The sequence below is a fragment of the Pseudomonas vancouverensis genome (genome assembly GCF_004348895.1).
GTDB classification, from domain to species: Bacteria; Pseudomonadota; Gammaproteobacteria; order Pseudomonadales; family Pseudomonadaceae; genus Aquipseudomonas; species Aquipseudomonas vancouverensis.
In genome coordinates this window covers 227,293-244,454 of record NZ_RRZK01000009.1, presented here as the reverse complement: position 1 = coordinate 244,454, position 17,162 = coordinate 227,293, and the positions used below count along the sequence as shown (strand labels likewise).

The following is a 17,162-nucleotide window of genomic DNA, read 5'->3' as shown; positions in this document are numbered from 1 at the left end:
GAACCTTGCGAACTTGCGAAAGGAATTGAGCCCGTCATGATTCTGCCTTGGCTAATCCTGATCCCCTTCATCGGCGGCCTGCTGTGCTGGCTGGGTGAGCGCTTCGGCGCCACCCTCCCCCGCTGGATTGCGCTGATCACCATGTCCCTGCTGCTCGCCCTCGGCCTCTGGCTGTGGGCCCACGGCGACTATTCGTTTGCACCGAAACCGGGTGCCGATCCGACCTGGGCGCTTGAATTCAAGCACGTCTGGATCCAGCGCTTCGGCATCAACGTGCACCTGGCCCTCGACGGCCTGTCGCTGTTGATGATCATGCTCACCGGCCTGCTCGGTGTGCTGTCGGTCCTCTGCTCGTGGAAAGAGATCCAGCGTCACGTCGGCTTCTTCCACTTGAACCTGATGTGGATCCTGGGCGGTGTCGTCGGCGTGTTCCTCGCCCTCGACCTGTTCATGTTCTTCTTCTTCTGGGAAATGATGCTGGTGCCGATGTACTTCCTCATCGCGCTCTGGGGTCACAGTTCTTCGGACGGCAAGAAAACCCGGATCTACGCGGCGACCAAGTTCTTCATCTTCACTCAGGCTTCCGGCCTGATCATGCTGGTGGCGATCCTCGGTCTGGTACTGGTCAACTTCAACAACACCGGCGTGATTACCTTCAACTACGCCGACCTGTTGAAAACCAAGATGTCGATGACCACCGAGTACATCCTGATGCTCGGCTTCTTCATCGCCTTCGCGGTCAAGCTGCCGGTCGTGCCGTTCCACTCCTGGCTGCCTGATGCTCACGCCCAGGCACCGACCGCCGGTTCCGTCGACCTCGCCGGTATCTTGCTGAAAACCGCTGCCTACGGTCTGCTGCGTTTCGCCCTGCCGCTGTTCCCCAACGCTTCGGCCGAATTCGCGCCGATTGCCATGACCCTCGGTCTGATCGGGATCTTCTACGGCGCGTTCCTGGCTTTCGCACAAACCGACATCAAGCGTCTGATCGCCTTCTCGTCCGTTTCCCACATGGGCTTCGTCCTGATCGGCATCTACTCCGGCAGCCAACTGGCGCTGCAGGGCGCAGTCATGCAGATGCTGGCGCACGGTCTGTCGGCCGCGGCACTGTTTATCCTCAGTGGTCAGTTGTACGAGCGCACCCACACCCGGGACATGCGTGAAATGGGTGGCTTGTGGTCGAAGATCGCCTACCTGCCGGCCATCAGCCTGTTCTTCGCGGCTGCATCGCTGGGCTTGCCGGGTACCGGCAACTTCGTCGGCGAGTTCCTGATCCTGATCGGCACCTTCCCGTTCGCGCCATGGGTCACCGTGATCGCGACGACCGGCCTGGTGTTCGGTTCGGTCTACTCGCTGATCATGATCCACCGTGCCTACTTCGGCCCGTCCAAATCGGACGCGGTGCTGCACGGCATGGATGCTCGCGAACTGATCATGGTGGTCGGTCTGGCGGTATTGCTGATCTACATCGGCGTTTACCCGCAACCGTTCCTCGACACCTCTGCCGCAACGATGCATGGCGTGCAGCAGTGGCTGGGCACCGCCTTCACTCAACTCGCTTCGGCCCGGTAAGAGCGCTATGGAATTCACAACTCAACACTTTATCGCGCTAGCGCCGCTGTTGATTACCAGCCTCACCATTGTCGTGGTGATGCTGGCAATCGCCTGGCGCCGCAACCACTCCCAGACCTTCCTGATTTCGGTCGCAGGTCTGAACCTGGCCTTGCTGTCGATCCTGCCGGCACTGAAAGTCGCGCCACTGGCCGTGACCCCGCTGCTGCAAATCGACACCTTTGCCTGCCTGTACATGGCGCTGATCCTGGTCGCCACCCTGGCTTGTGTGACCCTCGCCCACGCCTACCTCGGCGATGGCGGCTCGGGTTACCCGGGCAACCGTGAAGAACTGTATCTGCTGATCCTGATGGCCGCTGCCGGTGGCCTGGTACTGGTCAGCGCACAACACCTGGCCGGGTTGTTCATCGGTCTGGAACTGTTGTCGGTGCCGGTCTACGGTCTGGTGGCCTACGCCTTCTTCAACAAGCGTTCGCTGGAAGCCGGCATCAAATACATGGTGCTGTCGGCTGCCGGTTCCGCGTTCCTGCTGTTCGGTATGGCCCTGCTCTACGCTGACGCTGGCTCCCTGAGCTTCACCGGTATCGGTCAGGCGCTGGCCGCTACCGGCCTGCCAAGCCCGCTGGCGCAACTGGGCCTGGGCATGATGCTGATCGGCCTGGCGTTCAAGCTGTCGCTGGTACCGTTCCACCTGTGGACTCCGGACGTGTACGAGGGTGCTCCGGCGCCGGTTGCCGCGTTCCTGGCGACTGCGTCGAAAGTGGCCGTGTTCGCGGTGATGGTGCGTCTGTTCCAGATCTCCCCTGCTGCCAGCAGCGGCGTGCTGAGCGACGTCCTGACCGTCATCGCCATCGCCTCGATCCTGTTCGGTAACCTGCTGGCGCTGACCCAGAGCAACCTCAAGCGTCTGCTGGGTTACTCGTCCATCGCCCACTTCGGTTACCTGCTGATCGCCCTGGTGGCGAGCAAGGGCCTGGCCGTTGAAGCCATTGGCGTCTACCTGGTCACCTACGTGATCACCAGCCTCGGCGCCTTCGGCGTGATCACCCTGATGTCCTCGCCGTACAACGGTCGTGACGCGGACGCCCTGTACGAATACCGTGGCCTGTTCTGGCGCCGTCCGTACCTGACCGCCGTACTGACCGTGATGATGCTGTCCCTGGCCGGCATCCCGCTGACCGCCGGCTTCATCGGCAAGTTCTACATCATCGCCACCGGTGTCGAATCGCACCAATGGTGGCTGGTCGGCTCGCTGGTACTGGGCAGCGCCATCGGCGTGTTCTACTACCTGCGCGTCATGGTCACCCTGTACCTGATCGAACCGAACCTGCGTCGTCACGATGCCCAGCTGCACTGGGAACAACGTGCAGGCGGCGTGATGCTGCTGGCCATCGCGGTACTGGCATTCTTCCTCGGCCTGTACCCACAACCACTGCTGAACCTGGTTCAACAGTCGGGTCTGGCGGGTTGATCGCTTAGCGACACTTGGTAGAAAACAGAAACGGCACCTTCGGGTGCCGTTTTTGCGTTTGTAGGATTTGTTACTGCTATCTGCCGTCCGGCTGTTATTGCTGAAAGCTCTCGCGAATATTGTCCTCTGCGTCTTACAGCCAGTCGTGAATGATTGGTTTTATCTTGTGCTCTCTGGAGAAGTCGATCCGAAGGGAACAAACAATGAAACGCGACGTTTTTTATGAATTGGTCAGTGATTGCACCACATTGACCAACGAACGCTGCATGGATGCCACGCCTGAACGCTATAGCGTCATGCCCGACCTGCTGCCATCCGCTCGCATTCGCAACTTTGCACCTCCAGCAGATTCTGGCTATATTTGTCCAGAATCGGGGAGGCGCATCATGATCATCGTTCCGTTGGCCGAAGCCAAAAACAATCTATCCAAACTCGTCGATGACGCAGCCGCCGGGCAAATCATCACGATCGCAAAACACGGCCGCCCCCTCGCCCGCCTGGTCCCGGTGGAGCGACCACGGGGGCAACGAATCGGTGCAATGAAAGGCAAACTGATCCTGACCGATGATTTCGACACTCCCCTTCCAGACGATTTGCTGGATGCTTTTGAAGGCCATCCGGCATGAGGGTGTTGCTTGACACCCACGTGCTGCTTTGGGCGCTCGCAGACGATCAAAAGTTGTCTGCCAAAGGCCGCCAGCTCATCAATAACGCGGCAGAGGTTTATGTCAGCGCTGCGACGTTCTGGGAAATGGCGATTAAAGTCAGTCTCGGAAAACTCAGCGTTGACCTGGAGGAGATTCGGCATTACTGCGTCGAATGCGGGTTCATCGAGCTACCAATCTCATCGGAGCATGCCATTGCGGTGAAGGACCTTGAGCCTCATCACCGCGATCCATTCGACCGCCTCATCGTGGCAACAGCCATGACCGAACCAATGAAGCTGCTCACCGCAGATCCAGTTGTTGCCAAATACACCCCACTGGCCATTTTGATTTAGCGATCTGCTGAAGTGCAGGTGATAGTCGAGTATCTGCTGGCCACTCTGTAACCCTTACAGTTCACGACTATGCACCTTGGGTAGCACCCTGCTCTTTCAACAGGAAGTGGCTTCTATGATGTTCGCTTACAAATCCCGGGTTTGTCCGACCGCCTTATCATTCACGACAACTGGATCATGGGATTTTTCCTTGGCAACGAACAACTCCACGGAGCGGTCATTGGCGGACATCATTCTGTCGAAGGTGCGGTCACCACCGCCTTCGGCCATCGCCAGGGACGACACCACCAAAGCCAACAAAAACGCACCAATCTGTAAAGGTTTCATGCTTGCTTCCTCATTTAAGTAACTGACGGGATCAAGGTAACAAGCCGAACCTTTCGTGGCGGTGGCGTGGAAATTACATATCCGTTATGTGGCTTTCCGACTGTTTGCCCCATACACATGACAATTGGCAGCGCTAGCCTGCTAGCGATGGCGATAACGCCGGCACCATGAAAAACGGCACCTTACGGTGCCGTTCGCTTTTCAACGGTCCAGCCTTTACTTACGCGCATCCGCCCAAGATTTCAGCAGCTCGTTGTAGCTCACGGTTTCGCCCTTCGGCTTCTCGTTCGCCAGTTTCGGCTTAGGCGCACCAGGCTGGTCAAACCAGTATTGCGCGTCGCGTTCCGGGTTCATTTTCGGTGCGCAGGTGGTTTGCACTTTTGAACGCTCGAGACGGCTCATGATGGCGTCCTGGTCCTTGGCCAGACCATCGAGGGCCTCTTGCGGGGTCTTGTCGCCGCTGGCGGCTTCAGCAATGTGGCTCCACCACAACTGCGCCAGGCGTGGATAGTCCGGCACGTTGGTCCCGGTCGGGGTCCATTGCACGCGGGCCGGGCTGCGGTAGAACTCCACCAGGCCACCGAGTTTCGGTGCCAGGTCGGTCATCGCCTGCGAGTTGATGTCCGACTCGCGAATCGGCGTCAGGCCGACGATGGTTTTCTTCAGCGACACGGTTTTCGAGGTCACGAACTGCGCGTACAGCCAGGCCGCCAGTTTTTGTTTCTCAGGCGTCGATTTCATGAAGGTCCAGGAGCCCACGTCCTGATACCCCAGCTTCATCCCCTCTTCCCAGTACGGTCCGCGCGGCGAAGGCGCCATTCGCCATTTCGGAGTGCCGTCGCTGTTCACAACCGGCAGACCCGGCTTGGTCATGTCGGCGGTAAATGCGGTGTACCAGAAGATCTGCTGGGCGATGTTGCCCTGGGACGGTACCGGGCCGGACTCGGAGAAGGTCATGCCCGCCGCTTCCGGTGGTGCATAGGCTTTGAGCCAATCAACGTATTTCTGTGTGGCAAACACGGCTGCAGGTCCGTTGGTATCGCCGCCGCGGGTCACGCTGGAACCGACCGGGTGGCAGTCCTCGACGCGAATCCCCCACTCGTCCACTGGCAAGCCGTTGGGGATGCCCTTGTCGCCACCACCGGCCATGGAGAACCAGGCATCGGTGAAGCGCCAGCCCAGCGACGGGTCTTTCTTGCCGTAGTCCATGTGCCCGTAGACACGCTTGCCGTCGATTTCCTTGACGTCCTCGCTGAAGAACTTGGCGATGTCTTCATAGGCCGACCAGTTCACCGGCACGCCCAACTCGTAGCCGTACTTTTCCTTGAACTTGGCTTTGAGCTCCGGCTTTTCGAACCAGTCGGCGCGGAACCAGTAGAGGTTGGCGAACTGCTGGTCGGGCAACTGATAGATCTTGCCGTCCGGCGCAGTGGTGAAGGAAATGCCGATGAAGTCCTTGATGTCCAGGGTCGGCGAAGTGAAGTCCTTGCCTTCGTTGGCCATCAGGTCGGTGATCGCTTCGGTCTTGCCGTAGCGGAAGTGCGTGCCGATCAGGTCCGAGTCGTTGACCCAGCCGTCATAGATGCTCTTGTCCGACTGCATCACCGTCTGCAGTTTTTCCACCACGTCACCTTCCTGCAGCAGATCGTGGGTGACCTTGATCCCGGTGATCTCGGTGAACGCCTTGGCCAGGACCTTGGATTCGTACTCGTGGGTGGTCAGGGTTTCGGAAACCACCTTGATGTCCATCCCGCGAAACGGCTCGGCCGCCTTGATGAACCACTTGAGTTCGGCGAGCTGTTGATCGGCCGTCAGGGTCGACGGCTTGAACTCGTTGCCGATCCACTTCTTCGCAGCGTCTTCGTAGGCATCGGCCCAGGCAGCTGCGCTCAAACCACTGAGTGCCAGCATGGTGGCCAATGAAATGCTATGTCGCAGCTTATTGTTTTTGTCGAACATAGAAACCTCCCGTTTAAATTTCGGAGCAAGATTGCCGAGCAATTCGACTAGCCCCAACGCATCACCACCAACAGCCACACCAGGGACAACGCCGAGGCGACCCAGATGCTCCAGTCGGTCACGCCGATGACCAGCAAATGCAGGTAGGCGCTGCCGAGAAGACCGATAAACAAGCGATCGCCACGGGTGGTGGCAATCGGTAGAAAACCTCGCCGCAGCACACTCGGCGAGCGCAATTCCCAGGTGGTCATGCCCACCAGGATCAAGGCAATCGTGCAGAAGAACGCCGTCGTCGGGACGGTCCAGCTCATCCATTCCATCATCAGTTCCTCATACCCGGCCCAGGGCAAAGCCCTTGGCCACGTGGTTGCGCACAAACCAGATCACCAGCATGCCCGGCAGGATGGTCAATACCCCCGCCGCCGCCAGTACGCCCCAGTCGATGCCGGAGGCCGAGACCGTGCGGGTCATCACCGCGGCAATCGGCTTGGCGTTCACTGAAGTCAGGGTGCGCGCCAGCAGCAGTTCGACCCAGGAAAACATGAAGCAGAAAAACGCCGTGACACCGATGCCGGAGCCGATCAGCGGGATGAAAATCTTCACGAAGAACTTGGGAAAGCTGTAGCCATCGATGTAGGCCGTTTCGTCAATTTCCTTCGGCACCCCGGACATGAAGCCTTCCAGAATCCACACCGCCAGCGGCACGTTGAACAGGCAGTGGGCCAGGGCGACGGCGATGTGGGTATCGAACAGGCCAATGGAGGAATACAGCTGGAAGAACGGCAGCAGGAATACCGCCGGAGGCGCCATGCGGTTGGTCAGCAGCCAGAAGAACAGATGCTTGTCCCCGAGGAAGCGATAGCGCGAAAAGGCATAGGCCGCCGGTAGCGCCACGCTCAGGGAAATCACCGTGTTCAGGCTCACGTAGTACAGCGAGTTGAGGTAACCGGTGTACCAGCTCGGGTCGGTGAAGATCACCTTGTAGTTGTGGAAAGTGAAATCCTGGGGAAACAGCGTCAGGCCGCCGAGGATTTCAGTGTTGCTCTTGAAGGACATGTTCAGCAGCCAGTAGATCGGCACCAGCAGGAACAGCACGTAGACCAGCAGCGGAATCAGCTTTCTTTTGCTCATGGCGGGCCTCAGCGGTTGGCGTCTGAGTGAGTCATGGCGGTGTAGAACAGCCAGGACACCAACAGGATGATCAGGAAGTACACCAGCGAGAACGCGGCCGCGGGACCCAAGTCGAATTGCCCTACAGCCATCTGCGTCAGTGTCTGACTCAGGAAGGTCGTGGCATTGCCCGGCCCGCCGCCGGTGAGCACGAACGGCTCGGTGTAGATCATGAAACTGTCCATGAAGCGCAGCATCACCGCGATCAGCAGCACGCTCTTGAGCTTGGGCAACTGGATATGCCGGAACACCGCCCAGGCCGAGGCGCGGTCGATGCGTGCGGCCTGGTAGTACACGTCCGGAATCGCCCGCAACCCAGAGAAGCACAACAGCGCCACCAGCGAGGTCCAGTGCCACACATCCATCACCAGCACCGTGACCCAGGCGTCCATGGTGTTGGCCGCATAGTTGTAGCTGATGCCCATGGCATTGAGGCTCGAACCGAGCAAACCGATGTCGGCGCGGCCGAAGATCTGCCAGATGGTGCCGACCACGTTCCACGGAATCAGCAAAGGGATCGCCAAAACGATCAGCACCACCGATGACCAGCGACCCTTGGTCGGCATGGTCAGCGCCACGGCAATACCCAGGGGGATTTCAATCGCCAGCACGCAGGCCGAATAGATGAACTGGCGCAGCAAAGAATCGTGCAGGCGCGGATCGAGCAACACCTGTTTGTACCAGTCGGCGCCGACGAAGTAGCGGCTGGACTGATCGAAAATGTCCTGCACGGAATAGTTGACCACCGTCATCATCGGGATCACCGCACTGAACGCCACCAGCAGGAATACCGGCAATACCAGCCACCAGGCCTTGTTGTTCTGCACCTTGTTCATGGCTGCGCCTCCTTGCCGGCTTGCACTTCGAGCAGGAAATCATCGGCGTAGACCATCAGCCACTGCGCCGGAAAACTGATGTATGCCGTGCCTTGCGGCACCGGTTTGTCTTCGGCCAGACGTACCTTCAGCGTGGCGCCATCGAGGTTGAGGGTCATGATCTTGTAGGTGCCCAGGTCTTCAACGTGTACGACCTGTGCCCGCAGTGCGTCATCAAAGGCTTCGTCCCACACGTGGATGAACTCCGGACGAATGCCGACCTTGAGGCTGTCCCATTGCGCTTCGGCGATACGCTGCTGCATGACCTCGGACAGCGGCAAATGCGTCGAGGCGAAACCGACGCCACCCGGTTGCGGCTGCACCTCGATCAGGTTCATCCCCGGGCTGCCGATGAAGTAGCCGACAAAGGTGTGGCTCGGCCGCTCGAACAATTCCCGTGGCGTGCCGAACTGGACGATCTGCCCGCCGTACATCACCGCGATCTTGTCGGCGAAGGTCGAGGCCTCCAGCTGATCGTGAGTGACGTAGACCATGGTGATGTTGAACTGCTCGTGGATTTGCTTGAGCTTGCGCCGCAGTTTCCACTTCAGGTGCGGGTCGATCACTGTCAAGGGTTCATCGAAGAGGATCGCCGAGACGTCATCTCGGACCAGCCCACGGCCCATGGAGACTTTCTGTTTTTCATCGGCGGTAAGGTTACGGGCCTTCTTGCCGAGCAGGTTTTGCAGGTCAAGCACCTCGGCAATTTCCTGCACCTTGCTGTGAATTTTCGCCTCGGCCATGCCCTGATTACGCAGGGGAAACGCCAGGTTGTCGAACACCGTCATGGTGTCGTAGACCACCGGAAACTGGAAAACCTGGGCGATGTTGCGCTTCTCGGGGGTCAGGTCATTGACCGCTTTGCCGTCGAATAGCACATGGCCCTGGGATGGGCTGAGCAACCCGGAAATGATGTTGAGCAAGGTCGACTTGCCGCACCCCGAAGGACCGAGCAGCGCAAAGGCGCCACCCTGCTCCCAGATGTGGTCCATCTCGCGGATGGCGTAATCTTCAGGCCCGCTCGGGGTTTTGGTGTAGCTGTGGGCGAGATTCTGCAAACGGATTTCGGCCATCAGGCAACCCTCGCGACACGACGGCCCGGCGCTTGTACAAGACGCCCCTGGGTATCGAACACAAACAGTTTATGGGTCGGGATGTAGATGCGGATCGGTGCATCGACGTCGTATTCATGAACGCCGGGCAAGTGCAGCACCAGCAGGAAATGCTCGTTGCGCACGTGGAGGAAGGTTTCCGAGCCGCTGATTTCAGCGACTTCGACCGTCACCGCCAATTCGAGGTCATCGTCATTGCTCGGCACCAGAGAGATGTGGCTGGGGCGCACGCCAAAACGGAACTCGCCCTCACCCACCGGACGCAAATCGACGTTCAGCGGAAAATGTACGAAGTTGGCAAAACTCACCTCGTTACCAGCAATACGTCCGGGCATCAGGTTGATCGGCGGCTCGGAAAACAGTTCGGCTGCCAGCACGGTTTGTGGCTGGTGGTAGACCGAGGACGACGGGCCACTCTGGATCACACGGCCCTCATGAAGAATGGTGGTGGTGCCGCCCAAAGCCAGGGCTTCATTGGGCTCGGTCGTGGCATAAATGGCGATGGTGTGGCGCGCCTTGAACAGCTCACGCATTTCCTGGCGCAGTTCTTCGCGCAGTTTGTAATCGAGGTTGACCAGCGGTTCATCGAACAGGATCAGTTCGGCATCCTTGACCAACGCCCGGGCCATGGCCGTGCGTTGCTGCTGGCCACCGGACAGCTCCAGAGGGTAGCGCTGCAGAAACTTCTCGATGCGCAGCATTCGTGCGGTTTCCTGCACTTTGCTGTGGATCTGTTCGTTGGAAATCCCGGCCTGGCGCAGTGGTGAGGCGATGTTCTCGAACACCGTCATGGTCGGGTAGTTGATGAACTGCTGATAGACCATCGACACGTTGCGCAGGCGCACCGGACGCTGGGTGACGTCGGCGCCGTTCATCAGGACGCGGCCGCTGTCGGGCTTGTCCAGGCCGGCCATCAGCCGCATCAGGCTGGTTTTGCCGGACAGCGTGCGGCCCAGCAACACATTGAAGGAACCGGGTTCAAAGCTCAGGTTCGCGTCGTCGATCCAGATCTGGCCCTCGACGGTGCGGCTGACGTGCTCCAGGGTGAGTGACATGGCTCGGCCTTTTTATTATTGGAGTCAAGCGACCGAGGCTCTAAAGCGACATTTGTGCCAGAAACTGCAAGCGATTGATTCAGCTCGATATTCGTTGAAATGACTGAGAAGTCACGTTCATTGCTGAACACAAATGAACAATCGGAAATGAACAACTGAACAGTTCACCGATTGACAATGAACAATAGTGAACAACACTCTACGGATGCTTTTTGCGGTGATTTTATTTACGCGCAAGATCAAATGTGGGAGCGAGCTTGCTCGCGATAGCGGTGGTTCAGTCGATGCATTAGTTAAATGACACACCGCCATCGCGAGCAAGCTCGCTCCCACAGGGGTTCTGCGCAGTTTTCAAGGTTTGTACTCATAACAATAATAAAAACGCTGTTTTCAGAGACTGATTGCCATGGCCGCCCCCGCCTCGCCGCTGTCCCACGACGCCATCATCCAGGACTCCTGGTCCCGCTGCCGCGCCTTTGGCCTCAGTCATCAGAGCACGCCGGCGTTCGATCAGTTGCCCGCGGCCGGCATTGCCCACCTGTTGGAAAGCCAGCACTCGCTGGTGCAAACCACTCACCAGGAAGTACTGCCCTACTACGAAAACATCCTGAGCAATTCCAACTGCCTGATCATGCTCGCCGACCGCCAGGGCCAAGTGCTCACGTCCTGGGGCACCCAGCGCTTCATCGAGCCGAAACTGGCCCGTGGCTTCAGCGCCGGGGCCAGCTGGATGGAACAGTGCAGCGGCACCAACGCCATCGGCACCGCCCTGGCCTGCGAGCAAGCGGTGCACATCGAACACGACGAACACTTTCTCAAGGCCAACCGTTTCATGACCGGTTCTGCCGCACCGATCTTCGATGCCGAGCGCAAGGTGATCGCGGTGCTCGATGTCTCCAGCGACAGCTACCTGCCACCCTCCCACACCCTGGGCATGGTCAAGATGATGAGCCAGACCGTGGAAAACCGGCTGATCCTCAACCTGTTCCACGGCCAGCATTTCCAGCTGACTTTCAATACCGGGCTGAACAACCTCGACAGTCAGTGGGCCGGTTTGCTGATCTTTGACGAGAGCGGCCAGGTGCTGTCGGCCAATCGCCGCGCCGATAACCTGCTGGGCATCAAGTTGTCGCGGGTCAGTGTGGAAAGCCTGTTCAACGTGTCCCTACTGGAGCTGCTGAACCAGCCTGATGGCCTGCCATTCGCCTTGCAAACCTCTGGGCGCAACCGCTTTCAATGCCTGTTGAAGCGACCGAAACAGGCGCCGATCCAGGCTCGGCTGTTTGCTGAAACCAAGCGTGCCGAACCGGTCGTGACAGCACCGGCGCCCATCAGCCTGGGCAGCCTGCACTTCGGCGACAGCCGCGTGGAGAAGGCCGTGCGACAAGCCGAGCGTTTGCTGGAAAAAGACATTCCGTTGTTGATTCACGGCGAAACCGGGGTCGGCAAGGAAGTGTTCGTCAAAGCCCTGCACCAGGCGAGCTCACGCAGCAAGCAGGCGTTCATCGCGGTGAACTGTGCGGCGATTCCCGCCGAACTGGTGGAGTCCGAGTTGTTCGGTTACGAAAAAGGCGCATTCACCGGGGCCAATCAGAAAGGCAGCATCGGCCTGATCCGCAAGGCCGACAAGGGCACGCTGTTCCTCGACGAGATCGGCGACATGCCGCTCCCGACCCAGGCTCGCCTGCTGCGGGTATTGCAGGAGCGCTGCGTGCAGCCGGTGGGCAGCAGCGAATTGTTCCCAGTGGACTTGCGCATCATTTCAGCCACCAACCGCTCGCTGCGCGAACAGGTGCAATTGGGGCGCTTTCGCGAAGACCTGTATTACCGCATTGGCGGCCTGACTTTGGAGCTGCCACCACTGCGCGAACGCAGTGACAAGGAAGCATTGTTCAAACGCCTGTGGGAACAGCACCGCGAACCCTCGCAATGGGCCGGGTTGAGCAACGAAGTGCTGACGTTGTTCAGCCGCCATCCGTGGCCGGGGAATTTGCGCCAGGTCAGCAGCGTGATTCAAGTGGCATTGGCCATGGCCGAAGAGCAGCCGGTGCGGCCTGAGCATCTACCGGATGATTTTTTTGTCGACCTGGACATGGAGCCGGTGGAGTCGCCGGAAACCTTGCAGGTGAATTTGAATGATGCCGAGGATCTGAATCGGCAGTTGCAGGCGGCGGGGGGGAACATTTCCTATCTGGCGCGGCGGCTGGGGGTCAGTCGCAATACCTTGTACAAGCGCTTGCGCCAGGCGGAATGACCCGGTAGGCCGCAGCGGTCATGTCCGGCTTGAGACCATCGCGAGCAAGCTCGCTCCCACAGGGTTCGTGGGATACCCGAACGTAGTGTTCACAGCTGATCCCTGTGGGAGCTGGCTTGCCAGCGATGAGGCCATCAAATCCAGCAACCTGGTTGGCTGCTAATCCGCCATCGCGAATAAGTCGGATCGCCGCACCGTCGTTCCTGGAATGTTTTTGTGATTGACCTTACAAGCCAAACTGTGACGAAATGTTTCAGCTTGTCGTCCTGCTAGTACCATCCAAACACCTCCCTCCCTCTTATTCTCACAGGATAAGTGCTTTGACAAACATCTGTTCTACCGGCCTTGATATCGGTTTTGCCTCGCTCGATTACCTGCAAATCGGCATCCTGGGCATCATTCAAGGCATCACCGAGTTGCTGCCTGTTTCCTCCACCGCCCACATGCGCATCATCCCGGCCCTGCTCGGTTGGCCGGATCCCGGTTCGGCGTTTTCCGCAGCCATGCAACTGGCCGCGCTGGCGGCGGTGGTCAGTTACTTCTGGCGGGATGTGCGGCAGGTGGTGACCGGCAGTGTCGGCGCGGTGCGCCAGGGCGATTACAACAATCAATGGTTCAAGCTGGCGGTGGCCATCATTCTGGCAACAATCCCTATCGGCATTGCCGGTCTGGCCCTGTCCTCGACCCTCAATGCCTGCAACTCGCCATTGCGTGGCTTGATGGTGATCGGCATTTCCTGCGTGGTAATGGCCGTGCTGCTGGCCGCGGCCGAACTGAGCTGCCGCCATCGCCGCACCGTCGGTGAAATGCGTCTGCGGGATGCGCTGATCGTCGGCATTGCGCAAGTGGGTGCGCTGATTCCCGGGGTTTCCCGCTCGGGCTCGACACTGACCGCCGCACTGTTCCTCAATTTCAAACGCGAAGAAGCGGCACGCTTCTCCTTCCTGCTGGGCTTGCCCGCCATCGCCCTGGCCGGTTTGAAAGAGCTGTGGGTGTTGTTCCACGCGCAACTGCCGGCAGAGGCCTGGGCGCACCTGATTTTCGGCCTGGTAATCGCCAGCATCTCGGCGTTTTTCGCCATCTGGGGCCTGATGCGCTTCCTGGAGAAGTTCTCCACCTGGCCGTTCGTGATCTATCGCGCCGTGCTGGGGGTGTTCCTGATTGTCGCGGTCAGCACCGGACTGCTTGGCTGATCACTGAGCCTGGCCTGAAAAAACAAAACCCGCACTTGGCGGGTTTTGTTTTTTAACGGCTCAGGCCATCAGTCAGCCAGGCGCCAGGTCGTACCGCCCTTGCCGTCTTCCAGCACCACGCCCATGGCGGTGAGCTGGTCGCGGATACGGTCGGATTCCGCCCAGTCCTTGCCGGCCCGTGCCGCCAGACGCGCAGCAATCAGTGCTTCGACTTCAGCGGCATCCACACGCCCTTCGGCGCCGGCTTGCAGGAAGTCTTCGGCTTCGAGTTGCAACACACCCAGCACGCTGGCCAGTTCTTTCAGGCGCGCCGCCAGCCCCGCTGCTGCATCGAGATCGCTCTCGCGCAGACGGTTGATCTCACGCACCATCTCGAACAGCACCGCACAGGCTTCCGGCGTACCGAAGTCGTCGTTCATCACCTGGGTAAAGCGCTCGACAAAGGCTTCGCCACCCGCCGGCGCGACGCTCGGCAGGCCTTTCAACGCGTGGTAGAAACGCTCCAGGGCGCCCTTGGCGTCCTTGAGGTTGTCTTCCGAGTAGTTGATCGCGCTGCGGTAATGGCTCGACACCAGCAGGTAACGCACGACTTCCGGGTGGTACTTGTCGAGCACATCGCGAATGGTGAAGAAGTTGTTCAAGGACTTGGACATCTTCTCGCCATTGATGCGGATCATGCCGCAATGCATCCACGCGTTGGCGTAGGTCTTGCCGGTGGCCGCTTCGCTCTGGGCGATTTCGTTTTCGTGGTGCGGGAACTCGAGGTCGCTGCCGCCGCCATGAATGTCGAAGGTCTCGCCGAGGCAGCAAGTGGACATCACCGAGCATTCGATGTGCCAGCCCGGACGCCCGGCGCCCCACGGCGACTCCCAGCTTGGCTCGCCCGGCTTGACGCCTTTCCACAGCACGAAGTCCAGCGGATCTTCCTTCGCTTCGTCGACCTCGATCCGCGCACCGATGCGCAGGTCTTCGATCTTCTTGCGCGACAGCTTGCCGTAGCCCATGAACTTGCCGACGCGGTAGTACACGTCACCATTGCCCGGGGCGTAGGCGTAACCCTTGTCGATCAGGGTCTGGATCATCGCGTGCATGCCCGGGATGTGATCCGTGGCGCGAGGCTCCATGTCCGGCTTCTTGATGTTCAGGCGCGCTTCGTCTTCGTGCATCGCCGCGATCATGCGCTCGGTCAAGGCTTCGAACGACTCGCCGTTCTCGTTGGCGCGATTGATGATCTTGTCGTCGATGTCGGTGATGTTGCGCACGTAGGTCAGGTCGTAGCCGCTGAAGCGCAACCAGCGCGTCACCAGGTCGAACGCGACCATGCTGCGGCCGTGGCCGAGGTGGCAGTAGTCGTACACGGTCATGCCGCACACGTACATGCGCACCTTGTTGCCATCGAGCGGCTTGAAGACTTCTTTGCTCTTGGTGAGCGTGTTGTAAATCGTTAGCACGTCATAAATCCTTGAATCACTGGCCCCACGAATCACGCAGGGTCACGGTACGGTTGAATACCGGCTGACCTGGTTTCGAGTCCTTGATATCGGCGACGAAGTAACCTTCGCGCTCGAACTGGAAACGGTCTTCCGGCTGTGCGTTGCCAAGCGAAGGCTCAGCACGACAACCGGTCAGCACTTGCAGTGAGTCAGGGTTGATGTTGTCGAGGAAACTGGCGCTGTCTTCGGCCTTCTCCGGGTTCGCAGAACGGAACAGACGATCGTACAGACGCACTTCGCACTCGATGCTGGCAGCGGCCGGCACCCAGTGGATCACGCCCTTGACCTTGCGGCCCTCAGGGTTTTTGCCGAGGGTGTCCGGATCGTACGAGCAACGCAGCTCGACGATGTTGCCGTCGGCGTCCTTGATCGCTTCGTCGGCACGGATCACGTAGCTGCCGCGCAGGCGCACTTCGCCGTTTGGCTCCAGGCGCTTGTAGCCCTTTGGCGGCTCTTCCATGAAGTCATCGCGGTCGATGTAGATTTCACGGGCGAACGGCAGTTTGCGCACGCCGAGTTCTTCTTTCTGCGGATGACGCGGCAGTTCGAGGTTGTCTACCTGATCTTCTGGATAGTTGGTGATCACGACTTTCAACGGACGCAACACGCACATGGCGCGCGGGGCGTTCGCGTCCAGGTCCTGGCGGATGCTGAACTCGAGCATGCCGAAGTCGACCACACCGTCGGAACGGTTGGTGCCGATCATGTCGCAGAAGTTGCGGATCGACGCCGGTGTGTAGCCGCGACGGCGGAAGCCCGACAGCGTCGACATGCGCGGATCGTCCCAGCCATTGACGTGCTTCTCGTCCACCAACTGCTTGAGCTTGCGCTTGCTGGTGATGGTGTAGTTCAGGTTCAGGCGGCTGAACTCGTACTGGCGCGGGTTGGCCGGCACCGGCAGGTTCTCGAGGAACCACTCGTACAGCGGACGGTGGCTTTCGAATTCCAGGGTGCAGATCGAATGGGTGATGCCTTCGATGGCGTCCGACTGACCGTGGGTGAAGTCGTAGTTGGGGTAGATGCACCACTTGTCACCGGTCTGGTGGTGGTGAGCGTGGCGGATGCGATACATGATCGGGTCGCGCAGGTTCATGTTCGGCGAAGCCATGTCGATCTTCGCGCGCAGCACCCGTGCGCCGTCCGGGAACTCGCCGGCGCGCATGCGGGCGAACCAGTCGAGGTTTTCTTCCACGGAACGATCACGGAACGGGCTGTTCCTGCCCGGCTCGGTCAGGGTGCCACGGTATTCCTTGGCCTGTTCCGGGCTCAGGTCGTCGACGTAGGCCTTGCCGGACTTGATCAGCTCGACCGCCCAGTCGTGCAACTGGTCGAAATATTGCGAGGCATAGCGCACTTCGCCGGACCATTCGAAGCCCAGCCATTTGACGTCGCTTTCGATCGCATCAATGTATTCCTGGTCTTCCTTGGCCGGGTTGGTGTCGTCGAAACGCAGGTGCGTGACGCCACCGAACTCCTGGGCCAGGCCGAAGTTCACACAGATCGACTTGGCGTGGCCGATGTGCAGGTAGCCGTTGGGTTCAGGCGGAAAACGGGTAACGATCTGCGTGTGCTTGCCCGAGTCCAGGTCTGCCTGGATGATCGGCCGCAGGAAGTTGACCGGCACGGCAGGGCCGGTCTTGGCATTCGAGGTAGGGTCGACAGTGGGCTTGCTCATAGGATCCTT

15 protein-coding genes are annotated in these 17,162 nt (G+C 59.5%); 6 read left to right on the top strand and 9 right to left on the bottom strand.

Features of this window, described 5'->3' with window-relative positions; genetic code table 11:
* The first annotated feature begins 36 nt into the window (after nucleotides 1-36).
* The 4 genes from nuoM to EIY72_RS10805 all read left to right on the top strand — a co-directional run bounded on the left by nuoM (nucleotide 37) and on the right by EIY72_RS10805 (nucleotide 4,040).
* Entirely contained in the window at nucleotides 37-1,569 is a 1,533-nt protein-coding gene (gene nuoM / locus EIY72_RS10820) for an NADH-quinone oxidoreductase subunit M (RefSeq protein WP_093223816.1), read from the top strand.
* Nucleotides 1,570-1,576: 7 nt separating this feature from the next.
* On the top strand, nucleotides 1,577-3,040 hold the full coding sequence (nuoN, locus tag EIY72_RS10815; RefSeq protein WP_093223819.1) for an NADH-quinone oxidoreductase subunit NuoN: 1,464 nt from the start codon (nucleotides 1,577-1,579) through the stop codon (nucleotides 3,038-3,040).
* A gap of 296 nt (nucleotides 3,041-3,336) precedes the next feature.
* On the top strand, nucleotides 3,337-3,666 hold the full coding sequence (locus EIY72_RS30105; protein ID WP_371315387.1) for a type II toxin-antitoxin system Phd/YefM family antitoxin: 330 nt from the start codon (nucleotides 3,337-3,339) through the stop codon (nucleotides 3,664-3,666).
* Complete coding sequence (locus EIY72_RS10805; RefSeq protein ID WP_093223822.1) at nucleotides 3,663-4,040, top strand: type II toxin-antitoxin system VapC family toxin; 378 nt, start codon at nucleotides 3,663-3,665, stop codon at nucleotides 4,038-4,040. Before EIY72_RS30105 ends, EIY72_RS10805 begins: the two co-directional genes overlap by 4 nt.
* Before the next feature lie 126 nt (nucleotides 4,041-4,166).
* On the opposite strand, the gene EIY72_RS10800 is transcribed toward EIY72_RS10805, so the two are convergent.
* The 7 genes from EIY72_RS10800 to EIY72_RS10770 form a co-directional block, all read right to left on the bottom strand.
* Nucleotides 4,167-4,367, bottom strand: coding sequence for a co-regulatory protein PtrA N-terminal domain-containing protein (locus EIY72_RS10800; protein ID WP_093223825.1), 201 nt, complete (start codon nucleotides 4,365-4,367; stop codon nucleotides 4,167-4,169).
* A gap of 216 nt (nucleotides 4,368-4,583) precedes the next feature.
* Nucleotides 4,584-6,326 (bottom strand): ABC transporter substrate-binding protein, encoded by a 1,743-nt coding sequence (locus tag EIY72_RS10795; protein WP_093223828.1) that lies wholly within the window; start codon nucleotides 6,324-6,326, stop codon nucleotides 4,584-4,586.
* Between the two features lie 47 nt (nucleotides 6,327-6,373).
* Nucleotides 6,374-6,646, bottom strand: a complete 273-nt coding sequence (locus EIY72_RS10790) for a DUF2160 domain-containing protein (RefSeq protein WP_093223831.1) — start codon at nucleotides 6,644-6,646, stop codon at nucleotides 6,374-6,376.
* Nucleotides 6,647-6,656: 10 nt separating this feature from the next.
* On the bottom strand, nucleotides 6,657-7,457 hold the full coding sequence (locus EIY72_RS10785) for a carbohydrate ABC transporter permease (RefSeq protein ID WP_093223834.1): 801 nt from the start codon (nucleotides 7,455-7,457) through the stop codon (nucleotides 6,657-6,659).
* Between the two features lie 8 nt (nucleotides 7,458-7,465).
* Nucleotides 7,466-8,332, bottom strand: a complete 867-nt coding sequence (locus tag EIY72_RS10780) for a carbohydrate ABC transporter permease (protein ID WP_093223837.1) — start codon at nucleotides 8,330-8,332, stop codon at nucleotides 7,466-7,468.
* The gene (locus tag EIY72_RS10775; protein ID WP_093223840.1) at nucleotides 8,329-9,444 is read right to left on the bottom strand and encodes an ABC transporter ATP-binding protein; all 1,116 of its coding nucleotides are present in this window, start codon (nucleotides 9,442-9,444) and stop codon (nucleotides 8,329-8,331) included. Before EIY72_RS10775 ends, EIY72_RS10780 begins: the two co-directional genes overlap by 4 nt.
* A complete protein-coding gene (locus EIY72_RS10770) occupies nucleotides 9,444-10,538 on the bottom strand; it encodes an ABC transporter ATP-binding protein (RefSeq protein WP_093223843.1) in 1,095 nt (364 codons plus the stop codon). The genes EIY72_RS10775 and EIY72_RS10770 overlap by 1 nt, the downstream gene beginning before the upstream one ends.
* A gap of 406 nt (nucleotides 10,539-10,944) precedes the next feature.
* Here EIY72_RS10770 and EIY72_RS10765 point away from each other — a divergent pair, with 406 nt between their 5' ends.
* The gene (locus EIY72_RS10765; protein ID WP_093223846.1) at nucleotides 10,945-12,792 is read left to right on the top strand and encodes a sigma-54-dependent Fis family transcriptional regulator; all 1,848 of its coding nucleotides are present in this window, start codon (nucleotides 10,945-10,947) and stop codon (nucleotides 12,790-12,792) included.
* 320 nt (nucleotides 12,793-13,112) lie between these two features.
* Nucleotides 13,113-13,985, top strand: a complete 873-nt coding sequence (locus EIY72_RS10760; protein WP_093223849.1) for an undecaprenyl-diphosphate phosphatase — start codon at nucleotides 13,113-13,115, stop codon at nucleotides 13,983-13,985.
* Nucleotides 13,986-14,053: 68 nt separating this feature from the next.
* Here the strand turns inward: EIY72_RS10760 and cysS are convergent, their stop codons facing one another.
* Complete coding sequence (gene cysS, locus EIY72_RS10755) at nucleotides 14,054-15,436, bottom strand: cysteine--tRNA ligase (RefSeq protein WP_093223852.1); 1,383 nt, start codon at nucleotides 15,434-15,436, stop codon at nucleotides 14,054-14,056.
* 16 nt (nucleotides 15,437-15,452) lie between these two features.
* Nucleotides 15,453-17,153 (bottom strand): glutamine--tRNA ligase/YqeY domain fusion protein, encoded by a 1,701-nt coding sequence (locus EIY72_RS10750; protein ID WP_093223855.1) that lies wholly within the window; start codon nucleotides 17,151-17,153, stop codon nucleotides 15,453-15,455.
* Between the last annotated feature and the right edge of the window lie 9 nt (nucleotides 17,154-17,162).